20 protein-coding genes and 1 pseudogene are annotated in these 23,040 nt (G+C 52.0%); 14 read left to right on the top strand and 7 right to left on the bottom strand.

The window, feature by feature from the left end; all coding sequences use genetic code 11:
* Positions 1-77: 77 nt before the first annotated feature.
* Positions 78-935 carry an aldo/keto reductase gene (locus tag ACLJR2_RS17435; protein ID WP_000843752.1) on the top strand — a complete coding sequence of 286 codons (858 nt, stop codon included), beginning with the start codon at positions 78-80 and terminating at the stop codon, positions 933-935.
* 98 nt (positions 936-1,033) lie between these two features.
* Here the strand turns inward: ACLJR2_RS17435 and ACLJR2_RS17430 are convergent, their stop codons facing one another.
* Both ACLJR2_RS17430 and gapA read right to left on the bottom strand, forming a co-directional pair.
* Positions 1,034-1,918 (bottom strand): D-hexose-6-phosphate mutarotase, encoded by an 885-nt coding sequence (locus ACLJR2_RS17430; RefSeq protein ID WP_000608659.1) that lies wholly within the window; start codon positions 1,916-1,918, stop codon positions 1,034-1,036.
* A 334-nt stretch (positions 1,919-2,252) separates the two neighbouring features.
* The gene (gapA, locus tag ACLJR2_RS17425) at positions 2,253-3,248 is read right to left on the bottom strand and encodes a glyceraldehyde-3-phosphate dehydrogenase (RefSeq protein WP_000153505.1); all 996 of its coding nucleotides are present in this window, start codon (positions 3,246-3,248) and stop codon (positions 2,253-2,255) included.
* Positions 3,249-3,589: 341 nt separating this feature from the next.
* Here gapA and msrB point away from each other — a divergent pair, with 341 nt between their 5' ends.
* Complete coding sequence (msrB, locus tag ACLJR2_RS17420) at positions 3,590-4,003, top strand: peptide-methionine (R)-S-oxide reductase MsrB (RefSeq protein ID WP_001519539.1); 414 nt, start codon at positions 3,590-3,592, stop codon at positions 4,001-4,003.
* A 41-nt stretch (positions 4,004-4,044) separates the two neighbouring features.
* Positions 4,045-4,323, top strand: a complete 279-nt coding sequence (locus tag ACLJR2_RS17415) for a YeaC family protein (protein ID WP_001046864.1) — start codon at positions 4,045-4,047, stop codon at positions 4,321-4,323.
* A gap of 102 nt (positions 4,324-4,425) precedes the next feature.
* Here ACLJR2_RS17415 and ACLJR2_RS17410 read toward each other — a convergent pair.
* Positions 4,426-4,923 (bottom strand): annotated as a pseudogene (locus ACLJR2_RS17410) (glycosyl hydrolase family 18 protein); the annotation flags it as partial.
* 292 nt (positions 4,924-5,215) lie between these two features.
* Here ACLJR2_RS17410 and ACLJR2_RS17405 point away from each other — a divergent pair.
* The 8 genes from ACLJR2_RS17405 to ACLJR2_RS17370 all read left to right on the top strand — a co-directional run bounded on the left by ACLJR2_RS17405 (position 5,216) and on the right by ACLJR2_RS17370 (position 13,937).
* On the top strand, positions 5,216-6,292 hold the full coding sequence (locus tag ACLJR2_RS17405) for a zinc-binding dehydrogenase (RefSeq protein ID WP_000645180.1): 1,077 nt from the start codon (positions 5,216-5,218) through the stop codon (positions 6,290-6,292).
* 26 nt (positions 6,293-6,318) lie between these two features.
* Complete coding sequence (locus tag ACLJR2_RS17400; protein ID WP_000435317.1) at positions 6,319-7,698, top strand: MFS transporter; 1,380 nt, start codon at positions 6,319-6,321, stop codon at positions 7,696-7,698.
* A gap of 10 nt (positions 7,699-7,708) precedes the next feature.
* Positions 7,709-8,752 (top strand): NAD(P)-dependent alcohol dehydrogenase, encoded by a 1,044-nt coding sequence (locus ACLJR2_RS17395; protein WP_000798075.1) that lies wholly within the window; start codon positions 7,709-7,711, stop codon positions 8,750-8,752.
* Between the two features lie 21 nt (positions 8,753-8,773).
* Positions 8,774-9,610 (top strand): ketose-bisphosphate aldolase, encoded by an 837-nt coding sequence (locus tag ACLJR2_RS17390; protein ID WP_000878870.1) that lies wholly within the window; start codon positions 8,774-8,776, stop codon positions 9,608-9,610.
* A gap of 4 nt (positions 9,611-9,614) precedes the next feature.
* Positions 9,615-10,562, top strand: coding sequence for a sugar kinase (locus ACLJR2_RS17385; RefSeq protein WP_000343332.1), 948 nt, complete (start codon positions 9,615-9,617; stop codon positions 10,560-10,562).
* 9 nt (positions 10,563-10,571) lie between these two features.
* Entirely contained in the window at positions 10,572-11,555 is a 984-nt protein-coding gene (locus tag ACLJR2_RS17380; RefSeq protein WP_000782144.1) for an aldo/keto reductase, read from the top strand.
* 129 nt (positions 11,556-11,684) lie between these two features.
* Positions 11,685-12,443 carry a DeoR/GlpR family DNA-binding transcription regulator gene (locus ACLJR2_RS17375; protein ID WP_000719105.1) on the top strand — a complete coding sequence of 253 codons (759 nt, stop codon included), beginning with the start codon at positions 11,685-11,687 and terminating at the stop codon, positions 12,441-12,443.
* Positions 12,444-12,578: 135 nt separating this feature from the next.
* Positions 12,579-13,937: an MFS transporter gene (locus ACLJR2_RS17370; RefSeq protein WP_000389923.1), complete on the top strand. Its 1,359-nt coding sequence runs from the start codon at positions 12,579-12,581 to the stop codon at positions 13,935-13,937.
* A 102-nt stretch (positions 13,938-14,039) separates the two neighbouring features.
* Here the strand turns inward: ACLJR2_RS17370 and pncA are convergent, their stop codons facing one another.
* The 3 genes from pncA to sppA all read right to left on the bottom strand — a co-directional run bounded on the left by pncA (position 14,040) and on the right by sppA (position 17,691).
* Positions 14,040-14,696 carry a bifunctional nicotinamidase/pyrazinamidase gene (gene pncA, locus ACLJR2_RS17365; RefSeq protein ID WP_001534675.1) on the bottom strand — a complete coding sequence of 219 codons (657 nt, stop codon included), beginning with the start codon at positions 14,694-14,696 and terminating at the stop codon, positions 14,040-14,042.
* A gap of 26 nt (positions 14,697-14,722) precedes the next feature.
* Positions 14,723-15,739, bottom strand: a complete 1,017-nt coding sequence (ansA, locus tag ACLJR2_RS17360; protein WP_001170134.1) for an asparaginase — start codon at positions 15,737-15,739, stop codon at positions 14,723-14,725.
* A gap of 95 nt (positions 15,740-15,834) precedes the next feature.
* Complete coding sequence (gene sppA, locus ACLJR2_RS17355) at positions 15,835-17,691, bottom strand: signal peptide peptidase SppA (protein ID WP_001259874.1); 1,857 nt, start codon at positions 17,689-17,691, stop codon at positions 15,835-15,837.
* Positions 17,692-17,864: 173 nt separating this feature from the next.
* Between sppA and ACLJR2_RS17350 the strand changes: the two genes are divergently transcribed.
* From ACLJR2_RS17350 to topB, 3 genes are all read left to right on the top strand, one after another.
* Positions 17,865-18,416: an NAD(P)H nitroreductase gene (locus tag ACLJR2_RS17350; protein WP_000339311.1), complete on the top strand. Its 552-nt coding sequence runs from the start codon at positions 17,865-17,867 to the stop codon at positions 18,414-18,416.
* Between the two features lie 117 nt (positions 18,417-18,533).
* On the top strand, positions 18,534-19,577 hold the full coding sequence (gene selD, locus ACLJR2_RS17345) for a selenide, water dikinase SelD (protein WP_001294900.1): 1,044 nt from the start codon (positions 18,534-18,536) through the stop codon (positions 19,575-19,577).
* Between the two features lie 4 nt (positions 19,578-19,581).
* A complete protein-coding gene (gene topB / locus ACLJR2_RS17340; RefSeq protein ID WP_001235859.1) occupies positions 19,582-21,531 on the top strand; it encodes a DNA topoisomerase III in 1,950 nt (649 codons plus the stop codon).
* Between the two features lie 29 nt (positions 21,532-21,560).
* Here the strand turns inward: topB and gdhA are convergent, their stop codons facing one another.
* Positions 21,561-22,904: an NADP-specific glutamate dehydrogenase gene (gene gdhA, locus ACLJR2_RS17335; RefSeq protein ID WP_000372865.1), complete on the bottom strand. Its 1,344-nt coding sequence runs from the start codon at positions 22,902-22,904 to the stop codon at positions 21,561-21,563.
* Between the last annotated feature and the right edge of the window lie 136 nt (positions 22,905-23,040).

The raw sequence follows: 23,040 nt of genomic DNA, 5'->3' as shown, positions 1-23,040 counted from the left end.
CGCGGTATGATGCCGGACATTACCGTAGGGTCTAAGAGTCCTGTATTGTTTTACCGTCGAGTGACATTGAAAAGGAAATGAAATCAGTGAAAAACGTAACGTTTTGCGGGCAGGTGACGCTTCCTGCCATCGGACAGGGAACATGGTATATGGGCGAGCGCGCGGATCAACGTCAGCGCGAGGTTTCGGCGTTGCGCGCGGGGCTGGATTTGGGGTTACGCCTTATTGATACAGCGGAAATGTATGCCGACGGCGGGGCGGAAAAGGTCGTGGGCGAGGCGTTAGCAGGGCGACGCGATGAGGCATTTCTGGTGTCAAAAGTGTACCCGTGGAACGCTGGCGGCCAGAAGATAGTTGCCGCCTGTGAAGAAAGCCTGCGTCGTCTGAAAACAGATTATCTCGATCTCTATCTATTGCACTGGGCCGGAAGCTTTTCATTCGAAGAGACCGTTGAAGGTATGGAGCGGCTAATCGCGCAGGGAAAAATTCGCCGTTGGGGAGTCTCTAATCTTGATTATGACGATATGCAGGCGCTGTGGCGCATCCCCGGGGGACAGCAATGCGCGACAAATCAGGTGCTCTATCATCTGGCGTCACGCGGTATTGAGTATGATTTATTGCCGTGGTGTCAACAACAGCGAATGCCAGTGATGGCCTATAGCCCGCTGGCGCAGGCTGGCCGGTTACGTAGCGGTTTACTGAATCATCCGGTGGTGAATGAAATTGCGCAAGCGCATAACGCAACGGCGGCGCAAATCTTACTGACGTGGGTGATTGCGCATCCGGGCGTGATGGCGATCCCGAAAGCCGGAAGTACAGAACACGTGAAGCAAAATGCGGCGGCGCTTGAGATTACCTTGTCAGCAAACGAACTTGCCTTACTGGACAACGCCTGGCCTGCGCCAAAAGGGAAAACCGCGTTGGATATGGTGTGACGCCGGATAAAATGTGTAAGTGCCGCCATCCGGCAGGTCATGCCTGATGGCGGCTGGCGCCTTTCAGATCCTATAGCAACGCCGTTATCCATTCACTTTTAGCGTTTAGCGACGCAGATAGTCTGCGCCAGACGAGAGGGTTTTTCTTCTGTGGCTTGTTGCGGCGCAGTAGCGTAAACGGTTTCAACGCAGACAAACGTTTTATAGCCGTCATCCGGCATGTCGCCCATGCTGACGGACAACGCCGGGCCAGGGTTCCAGCCTACGACGTTAAGGTGATGGTGGTGGACCACATCAATCGTGCGGTTTAATGTCGCATCGTGGATCACGCTACATGCTTCAGGATTGAGGTAAACGCGATCGGTACGGTCCGGAAAGGTTTGTATACCGTCGGCCAGGACACCTTCTTTAGCGTCGTTAACTTTATCAATAAACCGATCGCCGAGTCCGCTGACCTTAACGTTGGCGATGTCGCCAACGTTAAAATAGCTGTGGAGCGCGGATGTGGTTGCAAACTCGCCATGCGCTTCCAGTTCAATTTCACAGGTTTTGCCCACTTTAAAACGTGCCAGCAGCGTGAAATCGTGCGGCCAGTATTTCCGGGTGGCCTCACTGCTTTGCAGCTCAAATGTCAGCATTACGCCATTATCATCTTCATTATGCGCTTTTAGCGCCCACGGTAGATTACGCGCAAAGCCGTGTGACGGCAGACCTTGTTGAGCCGCAGGTCCAAACCAGGGCCAGCAGATCGGTACGCCGCCGCGTAGCGCCACGCCGGTTTTGAAAGGCGTATTATTACTGAGCCACAATACCTCTTCCTCGCCAACGGGTTTCCAGGAGAGAAGGTGCGCGCCCTGTAATGCAAAAGAGGCTTTAACCTGCGGATGGTCAACGACGATCAGATCCAGGTCATCAAGCTGACGACGGGAAAGGACAGGGGTAAGCTGTTCGATAACCGGGAGGGCAAAAATTTTATTAATCATTACGCAATCCTCTTAACCCTAAATAATTCGAGTTGCATGACAAGGCGCTTGTGCCTTGACCAGTGCTTGCGCTGGCCCGTAGAGGCGAGGCCGCAGGCCGAGTAACGCGGCAAGTGAACGACAAATTCATCGGGAACGAATTTGAACAACCGTAGGTCATCTCCGGCCAGGGACATGGACATCCCTGATTCATCCCGATAAGTTCGACTTCCGTCAGTGATTCGGGTGAGAAAGCATAGCCAACACACCTGCAACTTGAAGTATGACGGGTATATCTTTAAGCAAAAAAAAGAGCGACCTGAGTCGCTCTTACCAATGACTGTGTCATCTCAACTTATTTGGAGATGTGAGCAATCAGGTCCAGTACTTTGTTGGAGTAACCGGTTTCGTTATCGTACCAGGAGACCAGTTTCACGAAGTTGTCGTTCAGCGCGATGCCTGCTTTAGCATCGAACACGGAAGTGCATACTTCGCCGTTGAAATCGGTAGATACAACGTCGTCTTCGGTGTAACCCAGAACGCCTTTCATTTCGCCTTCGGCAGCAGCTTTAACAGCAGCTTTGATCTGCTCGTAGGTAGCCGCTTTTTCCAGACGAACGGTCAGGTCAACAACGGATACGTTCGGAGTAGGAACGCGGAACGCCATACCGGTCAGTTTGCCATTCAGTTCTGGCAGTACTTTACCTACCGCTTTAGCAGCGCCAGTAGAGGACGGGATGATGTTCTGAGATGCGCCGCGGCCGCCGCGCCAGTCTTTGTGAGACGGGCCATCAACGGTTTTCTGGGTTGCGGTAGTCGCGTGAACAGTAGTCATCAGACCTTCGATGATGCCGAAGTTGTCGTTGATAACTTTAGCCAGCGGCGCCAGGCAGTTGGTGGTGCAGGAAGCGTTGGAAACGATGTCCTGGCCTTCGTATTTGTCAAAGTTAGCGCCTTTAACAAACATTGGGGTGTTGTCTTTAGACGGACCCGTCAGAACCACTTTTTTCGCGCCAGCGGTGATGTGTTTACGCGCGGTTTCGTCAGTCAGGAAGATACCGGTAGCTTCAGCCACTACGTCAACACCAACTTCGTCCCATTTCAGGTTAGCCGGATCGCGTTCAGCGGTAACACGGATTTTTTTACCGTTAACGATCAGATGACCGTCTTTCACTTCAACAGTACCGTCGAAACGGCCGTGAGTGGAGTCATATTTCAGCATGTATGCCATGTACTCTGCGTCTAACAGGTCGTTGATTGCAACGATCTCGATGTCAGAACGTTTCTGAGCAGCACGGAAAACAATGCGACCGATACGGCCAAAACCGTTGATACCTACTTTGATAGTCATATATTCCACCAGCTATTTGTTAGTGAATAAAAGGTTGCCTGTAAAATTACAAAAACCTTACGCAGCGTCAAGCGGAATCGTGTCAATCATTGCGACAAATCAATCCTCTGCACAACCTTTGCGCGGCTGATTCGCCTCACTCTTCCTTTCGGCTTGAAACCACATGGGGGCGCCGCCCCGAATTTTAAAGGGCAACCGAGATAATAATGTGACATCAGTCACGATTCGTGAGCCGCCATTTCGCAATGATCAAGTTTAGAACAAAAGTTGGTACTGAGGTGTTAATGTTTTGTTAGAATCGGTCAGGCAATGTGAGCACGTTTAAAGTGAGATGTGAGCAAATGGCTAACCAACCTTCAGCAGAAGAACTCAAGAAAAAACTGTCCGAAATGCAATTCTATGTGACGCAGGATCGTGGCACAGAACCGCCATTTACCGGACGCCTGCTACATAATAAACGCGATGGGGTTTATCACTGCCTGGTCTGTGATACGCCGCTTTTTCACTCCCACACCAAATACGATTCAGGCTGCGGCTGGCCTAGCTTTTACCAGCCTGTCAGCGAAGAGGCGATTCGTTACATAGACGATTTTTCTCATGGAATGCAGCGTGTCGAAATTCGTTGCGGTAACTGCGATGCGCATCTCGGACACGTTTTCCCGGATGGTCCGCAGCCAACCGGTGAGCGCTATTGCGTTAACTCGGCCTCGCTGGCCTTTTCTGACGAGAAAAACGGCGATCAACTGAAAGGCTGAAAAAACGATTCAGCAAATTATTCCACAGGAGCGGACACATCATGAATCTTGATGAGATCATTAACAGCATGACGCCGGAAGTGTATCAACGTTTATCCACCGCCGTTGAGCTGGGTAAATGGCCGGATGGCGTGGCGTTGACGCCGGAACAGAAAGAAAACAGCCTACAGCTGGTGATGCTATGGCAGGCGCGGCACAATACCGAAGCGCAACATATGACGATCGATACTCACGGTCAGATGGTGATGAAAAGCAAGCAGCAGCTCAAAGCGGATTTCGGTATTACGTCAAAGCCGATTGCGACATTGAAAATGCAGTAACGGCAGCCGGATAAGAGGTAGCCGCCATTCGGTGGTTTAATTGCCAATGCGTTGTGCTTACCGGGCCTGCTCATTGCTGCCAGGCACAGGCCCGCCATATTTTTACGAATAACGCTTAATGTCCAGCGAGTCCGCCAACTGTGTCGCTAACTGGTTATTGTCATCGGCGGCCTATTCCCAGAACATTGCGCTGGCCAGCTCGCGCTTTTTAATCTGTTCCGCGTTGATCGCCACCGGGCGCGGATTTTCATAAGGGAGGGCAAACATCGCTTTCCCCCGGCAGACTTCACTGTCAGCAGCAGGCCAGGCGTTTGAGTCATATGGATTGGCGTTGAAATACTGCGTGCCGTCGGCCATGTCGTAAGTCATCAGATTGATAAAGTCGAGCTACGGGGCTATAGCTTTCACGTCCAGCCAGCTTTTCGGACTTTCCGCATTCGCGCCGACGGTGAGGGTGACCCGTTTTTGGGGCCCATTAGCTGACGAAGCGCTTTTAAATGCGACGTTAACCGAATATTCCCAGTCAAGATCGATCCCATCGAAACCATATTTGTCGACAATCTTCTGCGCCGGTTGAATAAACACCGCGCGGGCTTCTTTAACGATCCTCTTTGGCATTTAAAACAGAAACACGCCACAGAATGGGGTGGCGAAAAAATAACCGCAGCAGATTAGCATCTTCATCCATGGAAACCTGCGCAGGTGTTCACGCCGTCTTTCGCGATACGGCTTCCATCTTTTTGGCTTTATCGCCGTTTGTTTCGTTGAGTTTGTGATCTTGGTTGGCAAATACAGATCATTATCTGTGTTTTAAAGATTTGTCGTTGACCTTAAAGATTTTATGGTTAAGTATGATGAGCATTGATGCACACCAAACACAAAGGAAGATGCAATGAAAGCACTGGCGAGATTTGGCAAGGCCTTTGGCGGCTACAAAATGATTGATGTCCCGGAGCCGGTATGCGGTCCGGAAGACGTGATTATCGAAATCAAAGCGGCGGCGATCTGCGGCGCGGATATGAAGCACTATAACGTTGACAGCGGGTCCGACGAATTTAACTCCGTTCGCGGTCATGAATTCGCCGGGCGTATCGCACGGGTGGGCGAAAAAGTGAAAGACTGGAAAGTCGGCCAGCGCGTGGTTTCTGACAACAGCGGACACGTTTGCGGCGTTTGCCCTGCCTGTGAACAAGGCGATTTTCTGTGTTGTGCAGAAAAAGTGAATCTGGGTCTGGATAACAACACCTGGGGCGGTGGATTCTCCAAATACTGCCTGGTTCCGGGAGAAATCCTGAAAATCCATCGCCATGCCCTGTGGGAGATCCCGGAAGGCGTGGATTACGAGGAAGCCGCAGTACTGGACCCTATCTGCAACGCCTATAAATCTATCGCCCAGCAATCCAAATTTTTACCCGGCCAGGACGTGGTAGTCATCGGCACCGGTCCGTTAGGTCTGTTTTCGGTCCAAATGGCCCGCATTATGGGGGCGGTAAATATCGTGGTGGTTGGCCTGGATGAGGATGTTCCTGTCCGTTTCCCTGTGGCCAAAGAACTCGGCGCGACGGCGTTTGTTAACGGCTCCACGGAAGATGTCGTCGCACGCTGCCGGGAGATTTGCGGCAAAGACAACCTCGGTCTGGTGATCGAATGCTCCGGTGCCAACATTGCGCTTAAACAGGCCATCGACATGCTGCGGCCAAATGGTGAAGTGGTTCGCGTCGGTATGGGATTTAAGCCGCTCGATTTCTCCATTAACGACATTACTTCCTGGAACAAAAGCATCATTGGGCATATGGCCTATGACTCCACATCCTGGCGCAATGCGATTCGCCTGCTTGCCAGCGGCGCTATCAAAGTAAAACCAATGATCACCCATCGTATCGGTCTTTCTCAGTGGCGCGAAGGGTTTGACGCAATGGTCGATAAGACAGCCATTAAAGTGATCATGACCTACGACTTTGATGAATAACCCTTCTGCTAAAGGAACGTTATCGCATGGAACAGATAACAAAACCGCACTGCGGCGCCCGGCTGGATCGCCTGCCGGATTGCCGCTGGCATTCATCAATGTTTGCCGTCGTCGCCTTTGGTCTGCTTGTTTGCTGGAGTAATGCCATCGGCGGATTAATTCTTGCCCAGCTCAAGGAGTTAGGCTGGACCGATAATTCCACGACAGCCACCTTCTCCGCCATTACCACGGCGGGGATGTTTCTCGGCGCGCTGGTGGGCGGCATTATCGGCGATAAAACCGGACGCAGGAACGCCTTTATTCTTTATGAAGCGATTCACATTGCCTCGATGGTCGTGGGCGCATTTTCACCGAATATGATGTTCCTGATTGCCTGTCGTTTTGTGATGGGCGTGGGATTAGGGGCACTACTGGTCACGCTGTTCGCCGGATTTACCGAGTACATGCCCGGCAGAAACCGGGGAACCTGGTCGAGTCGCGTTTCGTTTATTGGCAACTGGTCATATCCATTGTGTTCCCTGATTGCAATGGGGCTGACGCCGCTAATTAGCGCGGAATGGAACTGGCGCGTGCAGTTACTGATCCCGGCTGTGCTGTCGCTGATTGCTACCGCGCTTGCCTGGCGATACTTCCCTGAATCTCCCCGCTGGCTGGAATCGCGCGGGCGTTATCAGGAAGCCGAAAAGGTTATGCAGGCCATTGAAGCAGGCATCGAGCGTCAGACAGGAAAACCGCTGCCGCCGGTTGTTATTGAAAACAGCGGCAAGCCGCCGCGTTCCGTACCGTATTCAGCGTTGCTCACTGGCGTATTACTGAAACGCGTTATTTTGGGTTCCTGCGTGCTGATTGCCATGAATGTTGTGCAATACACGTTAATTAACTGGCTGCCCACCATCTTTATGACGCAGGGCATCAACCTCAAAGATTCGATCGTTTTAAATACCATGAGTATGTTCGGCGCACCGTTTGGCATATTTATCGCTATGCTGGTAATGGATAAAATTCCGCGCAAAACCATGGGTGTCGGTTTATTAATTCTGATTGCTGTGCTGGGATATATTTATTCACTGCAAACCAGCATGTTGCTTATCACCTTAATTGGCTTTTTCCTGATTACCTTTGTCTATATGTATGTCTGTTATGCCTCGGCGGTCTATGTGCCGGAGATCTGGCCAACAGAAGCGAAACTTCGCGGTTCCGGCCTGGCGAACGCTGTCGGCAGAATCAGCGGTATCGCTGCCCCCTATGCGGTGGCGGTATTACTCAACGGTTATGGCGTGACGGGCGTTTTCGTCCTGCTGGGCGCTGTCTCGATTATCGTCGCCGTCGCAATAGCGACTATCGGAATCGAGACCAAGGGTGTTTCGGTTGAAAGTCTGAGCATTGATAGGGTCACGAGTAAATAAAGGAATAAAAATGAAAAATTCAAAAGCGATATTAAAAACGCCGGGCACCATGAAAATTATCGCAGCGGATATTCCGGTGCCAAAAGATAACGAAGTGCTGATTAAAGTGGAATATGTGGGGATTTGTGGTTCTGATGTTCATGGTTTTGAATCAGGCCCGTTTATCCCACCGAAAGATCCAAATCAGGAAATTGGTCTCGGTCATGAGTGTGCCGGTACGGTTGTGGCGGTCGGCAATCGGGTAAGCAAATTTAAGCCAGGCGATCGGGTTAATATCGAGCCGGGCGTGCCGTGCGGCCACTGCCGCTATTGTCTGGAAGGAAAATACAATATTTGTCCGGATGTTGATTTTATGGCGACGCAGCCGAATTATCGCGGGGCCTTAACTCACTATCTGTGCCATCCGGAAAGTTTTACGTACAAGCTTCCGGACAATATGGACACTATGGAAGGTGCGCTGGTGGAACCCGCTGCGGTTGGAATGCACGCGGCAATGCTGGCGGATGTTAGACCGGGTAAGAAAATTGTCATTCTCGGCGCGGGCTGCATTGGTTTAATGACCCTGCAAGCGTGTAAGTGTCTGGGGGCGACCAATATCGCGGTAGTGGATGTGTTGGAAAAACGGCTGGCAATGGCTGAACGACTGGGCGCGACAACCGTTATCAATGGGGCGAAAGAAGATACTGTCGCGCGCTGCCAGCAGTTCACCGACGATATGGGCGCCGATATTGTGTTTGAAACCGCCGGTTCCGCCGTTACAACTCAGCAAGCGCCGTATCTGGTCATGCGCGGCGGGAAGATCATGATTGTCGGCACTGTCGCGGGAGATTCAGCGATTAATTTCCTCAAAATTAACCGTGAAGTCTCCATCCAGACGGTATTCCGCTATGCCAACCGCTATCCGGTGACTATTGATGCCATCTCCTCCGGGCGTTTCGATGTGAAATCAATGGTGACGCATATTTACGATTACAAAGACGTACAGCGTGCATTTGAAGAGTCGGTGAATAACAAACGCGACATTATTAAAGGCGTTATTAAAGTTTGTGATTAATAAAAAACGGGAGAAACAGCGATGTTGGCAGATATAAAATATTGGGAAAATGATGCACAAAATAAACATTACGCGATTGCGCACTTTAATGTGTGGAATGCGGAAATGTTGATGGGAGTGATTGATGCGGCGGAAGAGGCAAATTCGCCGGTTATTATCTCCTTTGGAACCGGATTTGTGGGCAATACTTCATTTGAAGACTTCTCTCATATGATGGTTTCCATGGCTAAAAAAGCCTCTGTGCCGGTAATTACCCACTGGGATCATGGACGTAGCATGGACATTATCCATAATGCCTGGACGCACGGCATGAACTCGCTGATGCGTGACGCTTCATCCTTTGATTTTGAAGAAAATATTCGCCTGACCAAAGAAGCCGTTGATTTCTTTCATCCGCTGGGTATTCCGGTAGAGGCGGAGTTAGGGCACGTAGGGAACGAAACGGTGTATGAAGAGGCGTTGGCGGGGTATCACTATACCGACCCGGATCAGGCGGCGGAATTTGTAGCGCGCACCGGTTGTGACTCGCTGGCGGTCGCCATCGGCAACCAGCATGGCGTGTACACCTCTGAACCAAAACTGAATTTTGAGGTCGTGGAGCGCGTGCGCCAGGCAGTTTCCGTACCGCTAGTGTTACACGGCGCTTCCGGTATTAGCGACGCGGATATCAAAAAAGCCATTTCGCTGGGCATCTCGAAAATCAATATCCACACCGAATTGTGTCAGGCCGCGATGGTAGCGGTAAAAGAGAATCAGGATCAGCCGTTCCTGCATCTGGAACGCGAAGTACGCAAAGCGGTAAAAGCCCGCGCACTGGAAAAAATCAAACTGTTTGGTTCAGATGGTAAAGCGGAATGATGATATGGACGAAATCGAAGTTCTTTGCATAGGGGCGGCCATTGTCGACATTCCTTTGCAACCGGTTAGTAAAAATATCTTTGATGTCGATTCGTATCCATTAGAACGCATTGCCATGACCACAGGGGGGGATGCGATTAATGAAGCCACGATTATTTCGCGTCTCGGGCATCGCACTGCGCTAATGAGTCGCGTTGGCGACGATGCGGCAGGATATTTTATTCTCGACCACTGTCGGAAGGAGAATATCGATATTCAGAGCCTGAAGCAGGATGCTGATATTGATACCTCAATTAATGTTGGGCTGGTGACTGATGATGGTGAGCGCACCTTTGTCACTAACCGTAACGGCAGTCTGTGGAAGCTAAATATTAACGATGTCGATTTTGACCGTTTTTCTCAGGTCAGGCTGTTATCACTGGCAAGTATCTTTAACAGCCCGCTACTGGATGGCAAAGCATTAACGGCTATTTTTACGCAGGCGAAAGCGCATCAACTGGTTATCTGCGCTGACATGATCAAACCGCGGCTGAATGAAACTCTGGACGATATTCGCGAAGCGCTAAGTTTTGTCGATTATCTGTTTCCTAATATTGATGAAGCCAAAAAACTGACCGGGAAAGAGACGCTGGATGATATTGCCGATTGTTTTTTGCAATGTGGCGTAAAAACAGTGGTGATTAAAACTGGCAAGAAAGGCTGCTTTATCAAAAGCGCCGATATAAAAATGGAGGTGCCTGCGGTGGCAGGCATTACCGCCATCGACACTATTGGCGCCGGCGATAATTTTGCATCGGGATTTATCGCCGCGCTGCTGGAGGGAAAAACGCTGCGTGAATGCGCACGGTTCGCCAATGCGACGGCCGCGATATCGGTACTCAGCGTGGGCGCCACAACGGGCGTGAAAAACAGAATGCTAGTGGAACAACTCCTGAATGAATACGAAGGGTAATAGCGGCAGATGAAAATGATACCTTTAGGTAATACAGATATAGCGCTTTCCCGTATGGGACTCGGCACCTGGGCTATCGGCGGCGGTCCGGCATGGAATGGCAACCTCGATATGCAGGTCTGCATCGATACTATCGTTGAGGCGCACCGTTGCGGTATTAACCTGATTGATACGGCGCCGGGCTATAACTTTGGCAATAGCGAAGTGATTGTCGGCCAGGCGCTGAAAAAATTACCGCGTAACGAGATGGTGGTGGAGACCAAATGCGGGATCGTCTGGGAGCGGGAAGGGAGCCTGTTCAATAAAGTCGGCGATCGCCAGCTTTATAAAAATCTTTCTCCGGACTCTATTCGTAAAGAAGTCGATGCCAGTCTCCAGCGACTAGGGATTGATTATATCGATATCTATATGACCCACTGGCAGTCGGTACCGCCGTTTTTTACGCCGATTGCAGAAACCGTTGGCGTGCTCAATGAGCTGAAAGCAGAGGGGAAAATCCGTTCTATCGGGGCGGCGAATGTAGATGTCAGCCATATCCGCGAATACCTTAAACATGGCGAGCTGGACATCATACAGGCGAAATACAGCATTCTTGACCGGGCGCTGGAAACGGAGCTGCTGCCTCTATGCCGCGAGCACGGCATCGTGGTACAGGTTTATTCGCCACTGGAGCAGGGATTGTTAACCGGCACCATTACCCGTGACTATGTTCCCGGCGGGGCGCGAGTGAATAAACTCTGGTTCCAGCGTGAGAATATGTTGCGGGTTATTGATATGCTGGAGCAGTGGCAGCCATTGTGCGACAAATACCATTGCGCCGTCCCGACGCTGGCGCTGGCGTGGATATTGCGACAAAGCGAACTGATTTCGATACTGAGCGGCGCCACGTCGCCGGAGCAGGTACGAGAGAATATCGCTGCGCTGTCCATCACCTTAACGGATGACGATGCGTTATTGATGAGACAAATGGCGGAAGCGCTGGACAATCCATAAGCAATACATTACACCTCTTTTTTGGCGAAATGCAGATAAAATCTGTTATTCAAACGGCTTATTTTGAAAGTAAACATAGTCTGTGAGATACTCAACGTTTATCATGACGTCGAAAACAGAGGTGTAATCGTGGCGGCGAAAGACAGGATTCAGGCGATCAAACAAATGGTCGCTAATGATAAAAAAGTAACAGTCTCTAACTTGAGTTCAATTTTTCAGGTAACCGAAGAGACAATTCGACGCGATCTGGAAAAACTCGAAGATGAAGGCTTTTTGACTCGAACTTATGGCGGTGCGGTATTAAATTCGGCGGTGCTGGCTGACAATATCCATTTTTATAAGCGTGCAAAATCGTTCTATGAAGAGAAGCAAATTATAGCCCGTAATACGCTTCCGTTTATTAAAAACAAAACAACGATGGCCGCCGACTCCAGCAGTACGGTAATGGAATTGCTAAAACTCCTGAAAGACCGAAACGATCTTACTTTGTTAACTAATTCAGCGGAAGCTTTCCATGAACTGCCGCAATCGGACATTAATCTTGTTTCTACGGGCGGTGAGTTAAATAAAAATACGCTATCGCTGCAGGGGCGTATCACTAAAGAAATAATCAGCCGTTATCATGTTGATATTATGGTAATGAGTTGTAAAGGGCTGGATATGGCGAGCGGGGCGCTTGATTCTAACGAGGCGGAAGCTGAAATCAAAAAAACGATGATTCGCCAGGCCACAGAGGTGGCGTTATTGGTGGACCACTCAAAATTTGATCGTAAAGCGTTCGTGCGGTTGGTCGATTTTAGTCATATCCATTACCTGATAACGAATAAAACGCCAGGTGATGAATGGATCGCATTTTGCGATAAAAATAATATCCAGCTTGTCTATTAATCGATAGATTATCCTTGACTGGATTGTTTTCGCCTGGACTATGCCAAAAAAAACGGCAGATGATAGCAAGTGCGGCAAATACCCCTTTGCCGCGAGACAATAATTTATTATTTTGCTGCGTTAGAGGCCATCCAGATGGAAGACAATGATCATATCGGCGCCAGACTAGACCGCTTACCTTTATCCCGGTTTCATTTTCGTATTTTTGGAATAATTAGTTTTGGCCTGCTATTAACGGGGTTTTTGAGTTATTCAGGAAATGTGGTTCTGGCCAAATTGATAAACAATGGCTGGTCGAATAATTATCTTAATGCCGCGTTCACATCGGCACTGATGCTTGGCTATTTTATTGGTTCGCTTACCGGCGGTTTTATTGGGGATTACCTGGGGCGTCGAAAAGCGTTTCGCATTAATTTGTTGCTTGTGGGCATCTCCGCAACGGCTGCCGCATTTGTTCCCAATATGTACTGGCTGATTTTCTTTCGTTGTCTGATGGGGACAGGCATGGGGGCATTGATTATGGTAGGGTATGCTTCTTTTACCGAGTTTATCCCTCCCATTGTACGAGGAAAATGGTCCGCGCGTCTCTCTTTTGTAGGGAACTGGTCACCGATGCTGTCTGCGGGGATTGGCGTAGTAGTCATTGCGTTTTTAAGCTGGCGGATGATGTTTCTTCTTGGCGGGATAGGGATGCTGCTGGCGTGGTCTCTTTCAGGAAAGTACTTTATCGAATCGCCCAGGTGGTTAGCGGGTAAAGGGCGGCAACGCGAGGCTGAACAGCAGCTTCTCATGATTGAATCGCAAATAGAAAAAGAAAAAAGTATTGTTTTGCCGCCGCATCAGGAAAGCAATAAATCCATGGAATCGCGCTTTGAAAACGGTACATTCTGGCTCTTATTCAAAGGACAAATGCTGCGGCGCACGTTAGTGGCGATCACTGTATTGATTGCAATGAACATTTCGCTTTATACCATTACGGTATGGATCCCGACAATTTTTGTTAATTCAGGAATTGATGTTACAAAATCTATTTTCATGACCGCCATCATTATGATTGGCGCGCCAGTGGGCATATTTATCGCCGCGCTCATTATTGACCATTTCCCCAGACGGTTATTTGGTTCGCTGTTGCTTATCGTTATTGCGGTAGTAGGATATTTTTATTCAATACAGACTGAGGAATGGGCCATTCTGGTTTATGGACTAGTCATGATTTCCTTTCTGTATATGTACGTCTGCTTTGCCTCGGCGGTTTACGTTCCCGAATTATGGCCTACGCACCTTAGACTACGCGGATCGGGTTTTGTGAATGCGGTAGGGCGGATCGTCGCTGTCTTTACCCCCTACGGCGTGGCGGTTTTATTGACCCGGTATGGATCTGTCACCGTTTTTGTTGTGCTGGGTATGCTGCTGGCGGCGTGCGCGCTGATATTATTTTGTTTTGGCATTGAAACGAGAAGAGTTTCGTTAGAAGCGCTCTCCAGCCTGCGTTGAGCTTTGCCTGGTAGCGACGCTGACGTGACGTATCCGGCCCAAAGATCTGTGCAATGGTCTCACCGTTGCGTGATGTATTGACCGGATACGATACCTGCTCCGCTACCTGGCGACAGCCTGGCCCTGCGTTTCTTCCCAGTCTGCCAGCGTATACAGCGTCGCGCCTGCCGACGCCATCTCCATAAACGCGTGTGCGCTATCCTGCGGGTGAATATTCACGCCGCGACAGCCATCGGTGATAACGTTAACGGCATAGCCCAACTCTAGCGCATCCAGCACCGTAAATTTTACGCAGTAATCGGTCGCCAACCCCATCACGATAAGCTCGGTAACGTCATGCTCGCGAAGCCAGGTATCAAGGGTAGTTTTCTGCCGATGTTCGTTGTCAAAAAACGCGCTGTAGCTATCAATCAGCGGGTTTTCACCTTTATAGATGCAGGCGTCAATCGCATGTTGGTTAAGCAGGGGATGTAACGCCGCGCCGTCGGTATGTTGAACGCAGTGATCCGGCCAGAGCGTTTGCGGCAGCCCGTCCAGCTTTCCCTGACTATAGGGTTCCGCCTGATGCTGGCTGGCGAAGCTGCCATGCTGCGCGGGATGCCAGTCCTGGCTGACCAGCACCGGAATCTGCCGGGGCTGGCACCAGTCAATAAGAGCGTTGGCGATGTCGATGGTGCTGTCGCCTTCCGCTACAGCCAGCGCGCCGCCGGCGCAAAAGTCATTTTGCAAGTCGACCAGTAATAAGGCCCGGTTTGTCATTATCTTCTCCTTGTCGTCGGGATTTTTTAATCATCCGGCGTCAATTCACCACGCAAGTTTTGCGCCATCGCGCTACGAATCGCCTGAGTGTCCAGACCCTGGCTTAACAAATAATGCAGTTTGGTTAAGGTGGCTTCGACAGTCATATCGGCACCGCCAATCACGCCAGCGTGCGCCAGCGCATTACCGGTAGCGTACCCGCCCATATTGACTCGCCCTGACATGCATTGCGTCAGGTTAACCACCACGATGCCGCGCGAACTGGCCTCTTTCAGCTCCTGTAAAAACGCTTTATTTTGCGGCGCGTTGCCTACGCCATAAGAGCGCAGAATCAGCGCTTTTACCGGCTGACGCAGAAAGTTACGTACTACCTCGGCGGAAATCCCCGGATAAATCGTCACTACGCCTATCGGCTGCGGCGTAATAGGGTGAACGATTAATTCACCAGAACCGTAGGGCGCGGGAGGCGTATTTAAACGGCGAATGTGAATTCCTGCTTCCAGCAAGGGCGGCAGATTGGGAGAGGCAAAAGCGTCAAACCCATCCGCATGGGCTTTGGTCGTGCGATTACCGCGGAACAGACGATTATTAAAAAACAGCGTTACTTCATTAATAGGGTAGTTGGCGGCGACATAAAGCGCATTCAGCAAATTAATTTGCCCGTCGGAGCGCAGCTCAGCCAGCGGAATTTGTGACCCTGTCACAATAACCGGTTTACCCAGATTTTCCAGCATGAAAGAGAGCGCCGATGCGGTAAACGCCATCGTGTCGGTGCCATGCAGAATAACAAAACCGTCATACTCATCGTAGTGCGCTTTGATATCTGCAGCGATATGCTGCCAGTCTTCCGGCGTCATATCTGATGAATCCATCAGCGGGGCATATTCATGGATGGTAAAATCCGGCATCTCCGGGCGGTGGAATTCCGGCATCAGCGCCAGCTGACGCTGAAGGTGCCCGGACACCGGGATATACCCTTTATCTGAGCGCTGCATACCGATAGTGCCGCCGGTATAGGCAACGTAAATTGATTTCTTTTGCATGATAATGTTCAGTCGTGTCGCGAAGGACGTATTAATGATTATCGGATGGCGGCTATGAGCAGACGCCGCCATCCGGTATGGCTATTGATGAAGCATTAGCGAACGTTCGCGCAAGTCAAACAGAACGCATAACGGTTTTGCGGATCGTTAAATGCCGCCAGTTTATCCCCCTCGGCCTTCACCGTGTTGGCGGCGGAAACGAGCGGCGCCGGGAGCATCGCCTGAATGGCCTCCGGCAGCATGGCGCGTACTGATCCGGTCATACTGTCCATGACCATATCAAGGACCGTCGGTTCGTCCTGATAGTAATCAAGATGCCACTGTTTCAGTTTCGCCAGCTCCGCCGCTTTGGCGACGGCGTCGTCAAAGTCGCCGAGACTGTCCACCAGACCATTGGCTTTCGCGTCTTCTCCGGTCCAGACATGGCCTTGTGCGATTTTATCAATCTGCTCCGGCGTACGCTTACGCGCGTCTGCCACCAGTGTGATAAAGCGTTTGTAGCCGTACTCAATACTGAGTTGCATCATCTGCTGCACTTCCGGTGACAGCGCTTTGGTCATCGAAATATCCGCCAGCGGCGAGGTGGAAACGCCGTCGCTGTGTACGCCAATCGACGACAGGCTGTTTTCTACCGTATTGATGACGCCGAAGATGCCAATTGAACCCGTCAGTGTGCTGGGGCTGGCCACGATATAGTTTGCTGGCGTAGAGATCCAGTAACCGCCGGAGGCCGCCATACCGCCCATTGAGACCACCACCGGTTTGCCAGCCGCTCTTGCCGCCGCCAGTTCGGCGCGGATAACTTCGGAGGCGTTGACGCTCCCGCCTGGGCTATTGACGCGCAGCACAATCGCTTTCACTTTAGGATCAAGACGTGCGTCGCGGATCTGCGATGCCGTAGTGTCGCCGCCGACATTCCCTGGCGTTTCTTCGCCATCCATAATCGCGCCATTGGCGAAAATTACCGCAATAGTACCGCCGGTATCCGCAGGCGTTTTCAGCGAATAATCGTAATAGCTGATCGCGCGATAGTTATTTTCGGTTTTGCTCCAGCCAAACTGCTTCGTCAGCGCTTTTTCAACATCTGCACTGGAGGCGAGGGCGTCCACCAGTTTATGGTCGAGCGCATATTTGGCGGTGTCGCCGCCCACGCTGGTTAACCCGTCGATAATAGCCTGTGCGCCGGGGAAGAGTTGTTGCGGCGAAATCTGGCGATTGGCGGAAACGGTATGCAGGTAGTTCTGCCACAGTTCGCCTATCCAACGGCTGTCGGCCTCGCGGGCGGCGGGCGACATATCGTCGCGGATAAACGGCTCGACGGCGGATTTATAGGTGCCGACCCGGAAAACGTGGGTAGAGACTTTCAGTTTATCCAGCAGCGTTTTGTAGTACAGGCCATTCGTAGCGAAGCCGTGAAGATCTACCTGACCCTGTGGGGAAAGCCAAATTTTATTGGCGAAACTGGCGAGGTAATACTGACCCTGGCTGTAGTTTTCACCCACGGCGAAAACCGGTTTGCCGCTGTCGCGGAATTCGCGCAGCGCTTTACCGATATAGCGCATTGACGGCTGATCGGCGCCGGTGAAGTTTTTCAGATCCAGAACGATACCAGTGATGTTACGGTCATCTTTCGCCTGACGAATAGCGTTGACGATGTCAAACAGGGAGTTTTCCTGCAGACGGTCGGAGCTGGCGCCAAATAACTGGCGACCCAGCGCGCCCAGACGGTGATTGGTGGACGGTTTATCCACAATGACGCCGGAAATATCCAGCAGCAGAGCGCCGCGCGCCGTTTGCTCACTGTTGCTGCCGTTACCGATCTGCATCCAGATCCCAACGCCCACCAGGACCAGAAAAATAAAGAACAGGTTGAGTACCATTTCACGGACGAAGTTCAACACTCGCCACGTCCATTTAAAAAATCCGGCAATAAATCGCCACAGGGTTCGCATGTATTCTCCCTATCTGAGTAACAACGCTTATACCTTGGTGAGGATAAAGCATTAAGATGTGGCTATCGTAATGACCCATCAGGCAGTTGTCAGCAGGAATCACTGCCTGCGCTGTAACAAAATCTGCTCCCGTGTTAATTTTGTGAATAAATATCATTGCTGGAGTTAATCAAATGGATGCACTAGAACTGCTGGTCAACCGTCGGAGCGCCTCTCGTCTCGCAGAACCGGCGCCTGTCGGAGAGCAATTACAGAACATTCTGCGGGCGGGAATGCGTGTTCCCGATCATAAATCTCTACAGCCGTGGCGTTTTTTTGTGATTGAAGGAGAGGGGCGCGACCGCTTCAGCGCCGTGCTTGAACAAGGCGCTGTCGCTGCCGGGGGCGATGAGAAAGCGATCGAAAAAGCGCGTAATGCGCCGTTTCGCGCGCCGCTGATCATTACCGTGGTGGCGAAATGCGAAGAAAACCATAAGGTTCCGATGTGGGAACAGGAGATGTCTGCCGGATGCGCGGTGATGGCGATGCAAATGGCGGCGATTGCGCAAGGGTTTAATGGTATCTGGCGTAGCGGCGCATTAACGGAGAGCGCTATCGTGCGGGAAGCCTTTGAGTGCCGCCCTCAGGATAAAATTGTTGGTTTTCTCTATCTCGGCACGCCGCAGCTCAAAGCGTCAACGACGATCAGTACCCCCGACCCCACGCCGTTTGTGCGTTATTTCTGACGCTGAGGGATAAAACTGTCTGGATTCTGAGCAAAGGCGCGGTAATTCAGACAGTGATACTTACCACATCAGGGAATGAGCGCTACCATAGCGCGAATGCAATGACAGGAGATGTCCATGAGCGAGCAAGCCATTCGTTTAACGCAATACAGCCACGGCGCTGGTTGCGGTTGTAAAATTTCCCCTAAAGTGCTGGAGACTATCCTGCATAGCGAGCAGGCGAAGTTCGTCGACCCGAACCTGCTGGTGGGTAATGAAACCCGCGATGATGCGGCGGTTTACGATCTGGGTAATGGCACCAGTATTATCAGCACCACCGACTTCTTTATGCCGATAGTCGACAACCCGTTTGATTTTGGCCGCATTGCGGCAACAAACGCCATCAGCGATATTTTTGCGATGGGCGGCAAACCGATTATGGCGATCGCGATCCTTGGCTGGCCGATTAATACCCTGTCGCCCGATATTGCGCGTGAAGTGACCGAGGGGGGGCGCTTTGCCTGCCGTCAGGCCGGTATCGCGCTGGCGGGCGGACACTCTATTGACGCCCCGGAGCCGATCTTTGGTCTCGCGGTCACAGGCGTAGTGCCGACCGAACGGGTGAAGAAAAACAGTACCGCGCAGGCGGGATGCAAACTCTTTCTGACCAAACCGTTGGGGATTGGCGTGTTGACCACCGCCGAGAAAAAATCGCTGCTTAAACCTGAACATCAGGGGCTGGCGACGGAAGTCATGTGTCGGATGAACGTTGCTGGCGCGGCGTTTGCCAATATCGATGGCGTAAAAGCCATGACTGACGTTACCGGTTTTGGCCTGCTGGGGCACCTGAGCGAGATGTGCCAGGGCGCAGGCGTGCAGGCGCTACTTTGCTATCAGGACATCCCTAAACTGCCGGGCGTGGAAGAGTATATTGCTCTGGGCGCCGTACCGGGCGGCACAGAGCGCAACTTCGCCAGCTATGGTCATCTGATGGGCGACATGTCGCGTGAAGTTCGTAGCCTGCTGTGCGATCCGCAAACGTCAGGCGGTCTGTTGTTGGCGGTAACGCCGGACGCCGAAGACGATGTTAAAGCCACTGCGGCGGAATTTGGTATCGATCTGACCGCGATTGGTGAACTGGTCGAGGCCCGCGGCGGTCGCGCTATGGTTGAGATTCGTTAACCTGATGCGGTTGTTTATTGCCGAAAAACCGAGTCTGGGGCGCGCCATTGCGGATGTGCTGCCAAAACCGCACCGTAAAGGCGATGGTTTTATTGAGTGCGGAAATGGGCAGGTCGTCACCTGGTGTATTGGTCATTTGCTGGAACAGGCGCAGCCGGATGCGTATGACAGCCGTTATGCGCGCTGGAATTTGGCTGACCTGCCTATCGTGCCGGAAAAATGGCAGCTTCAGCCTCGTCCTTCCGTCACCAAACAGCTCAATGTGATTAAGCGCTTTTTGCATCAAGCCGGTGAAATTATTCACGCCGGCGACCCGGATCGCGAAGGGCAGCTTCTGGTTGATGAAGTGCTGGATTATCTCCAGCTTCCTGCCGAAAAGCGCCAGCAGGTGCGGCGTTGTCTGATAAACGACCTTAACCCGCAGGCGGTCGAGCGTGCTATTGACAGGCTGCGAGCGAACAGCGACTTCGTGCCGCTGTGCGTCTCCGCGCTGGCGCGAGCGCGAGCGGACTGGCTGTATGGCATTAATATGACCCGCGCTTACACGATCCTGGGCCGGAATGCCGGCTATCAGGGCGTGTTATCCGTGGGACGCGTGCAGACGCCGGTACTGGGGCTGGTGGTGCGGCGAGACGAAGAGATTGAGAACTTCGTCGCCAAAGACTTCTTTGAAGTAAAGGCGCACATCGTTACGCCTGCCGACGAGCGTTTTACCGCTATCTGGCAGCCGAGCGAGGCGTGCGAACCTTATCAGGATGAAGAGGGGCGCTTGCTTCATCGTCCGCTGGCGGAGCATGTAGTGAACCGAATCAACGGTCAGCCCGCGCTGGTAACCAGTTATAATGATAAACGGGAATCAGAATCCGCGCCGCTGCCGTTTTCGCTCTCGGCGCTACAGATTGAAGCCGCCAAACGCTTTGGCCTGAGCGCGCAAAACGTGCTTGATATTTGTCAGAAGCTCTATGAAACCCACAAACTGATTACCTATCCGCGTTCCGACTGCCGTTATCTGCCGGAAGAACACTTTGCCGGACGGCAGGCGGTCATGAACGCGATTAGCGTCCACGCCCCGGATTTACTGCCGCAGCCTGTGGTTAATCCTGATACGCGCAATCGCTGCTGGGATGACAAAAAAGTGGATGCGCACCACGCGATTATCCCGACGGCGCGCAGTTCTTCTGTCCATCTGACGGAAAACGAAGCGAAAGTGTACACCCTGATTGCGCGTCAGTATCTGATGCAGTTCTGCCCGGACGCGGTGTTTCGTAAATGCGTTATTGAACTGGAAATCGCCAAAGGAAAATTTGTCGCCAAAGCGCGTTTTCTGGCGGAGGCCGGTTGGCGGACGTTACTGGGCAGTAAAGAGCGCGACGAGGAAAACGACGGTACGCCACTGCCGGTTGTCGCCAAAGGTGATGAGTTGCTGTGTGAAAAGGGGGAAGTGGTCGAGCGCCAAACCCAGCCGCCGCGTCATTTCACCGATGCGACATTGCTTTCCGCGATGACCGGAATTGCCCGCTTCGTGCAGGATAAAGATCTGAAAAAGATCCTGCGCGCGACCGATGGGCTGGGGACGGAAGCCACGCGCGCCGGGATTATTGAGCTGCTGTTCAAACGTAGCTTTCTGACCAAAAAAGGGCGCTACATTCATTCTACCGATGCTGGCAAAGCGTTAATACATTCGCTGCCGGAAATGGCGGCCCGTCCAGATATGACCGCGCACTGGGAATCTGTTTTGACGCAAATCAGCGAAAAACAGTGCCGTTACCAGGATTTTATGCAACCGCTGGTCGGCACGTTATATCAGCTGATCGAGCAGGCTAAGCGCACGCCGGTGAAGCGCTTCAGAGGGATAGTCGCGCCAGGCGGTGGAGACAAGAAAAAGAGCGCGCCGCGTAAGCGAGCGGGCAAAAAAAGCCCGCCTGCTGAGGAGACAGGCCGTCAGACCGAATAAGCGTAAAGCTATCTGGCCTGACGACGGGATTAAATGACGCCCTGCGCCAGCATGGCGTCGGCGACTTTCACGAAACCGGCGATGTTGGCGCCCTGAACGTAGTTGGTATGCTTATTGTCGCCGCCGTACTCGACACAGGCGTGGTGGATGTCCAGCATAATGTGATGCAGACGGGCGTCCACTTTCTCGGCTTTCCAGCTCAACCGCGCGGCGTTCTGCGCCATTTCCAGCCCCGATGTCGCCACGCCGCCCGCGTTGGCGGCTTTACCCGGCGCAAACAGTACGCCCGCTTCAAGGAAGAGATCGGTCGCTTCAATCGTGGTTGGCATATTTGCCCCTTCCGCCACGGCTTTTACGCCATTGGCAATCAGTACGCGCGCGGCGTCAACGTCCAGTTCGTTCTGCGTCGCGCATGGCAGGGCGATATCCACCGGTACGCTCCAGGGCTGCTGGCCTTCCAGATAGGTTAAGCCAAACTCACGGGCGTAGTCAGCGACGCGACCGTCACGGCTGGCTTTAATTTCACACAGACGCGCCAGCTTCTCTGGCGTGAAGCCACTTTCATCGACCACCGTCCCGCTCGAATCCGACGCGGTAACCACGCGCGCGCCAAAGGCCATCGCTTTCTCAATGGCGTATTGCGCTACGTTGCCGGAGCCGGACACGGCGACGCGCATCCCTTCGAAACCGAGACCATGACGTTTAAGCATCGCTTCGGTGAAGTAGACCAGGCCATAGCCCGTCGCCTCCGGGCGAATCAGGCTTCCGCCGAAGGAAAGCCCTTTGCCGGTGAAGACGCAGGCGCTGTTATTGGAAAGCTTGCGCATCATTCCCGCCATAAAGCCCACTTCGCGCCCGCCCACGCCGATATCCCCGGCAGGCACGTCGGTATCCGGCCCTAAATGGCGATACAGTTCAGTCATCAGCGCCTGGCAGAAACGCATCACTTCGCCTTCGCTTTTCCCTTTCGGATCGAAATCGCTGCCGCCTTTACCGCCGCCCATCGGCAACGTGGTGAGGGCATTTTTAAAGGTTTGCTCAAAGCCGAGGAACTTAAGGATGGAAAGGTTTACCGAAGGATGGAAGCGCATACCGCCTTTATAGGGGCCGATAGCAGAGTTGAACTGCACGCGCCAGGCGCGATTTACCTGCACCTGGTTTTTGTCGTCCAGCCACACTACGCGAAACTGAATTACGCGCTCTGGTTCAACCAAACGTTCCAGTAAAGACATGTGGCGGTAACGGGGGTTTTGTTCAAGAAACGGCCACAGGGTGGTCATGACTTCACGGACGGCTTGCGCGAACTCGGTTTGATGCGGGTCGCGCTTTTGTACATGGTTGAGGAACGATTCCAGAGAACATGTCTGATCCATAGATATAAAAACCTCTTATATATTAATGTGGTTGTATTTGCGTTTTATCAGAATATGTATTTGCAGTTTTCGACTATACCATCAGCAATGTGACGGTAAGCAAGAAAAAAATGACGCTGCTAAGTAAATTCATAAC

Origin of the sequence: Salmonella sp. SAL03688, from assembly GCF_046551895.1 — a bacterium.
GTDB lineage: Bacteria > Pseudomonadota > Gammaproteobacteria > Enterobacterales > Enterobacteriaceae > Salmonella > Salmonella enterica.
This window is presented reverse-complemented; position numbering and strand designations above follow the sequence as displayed.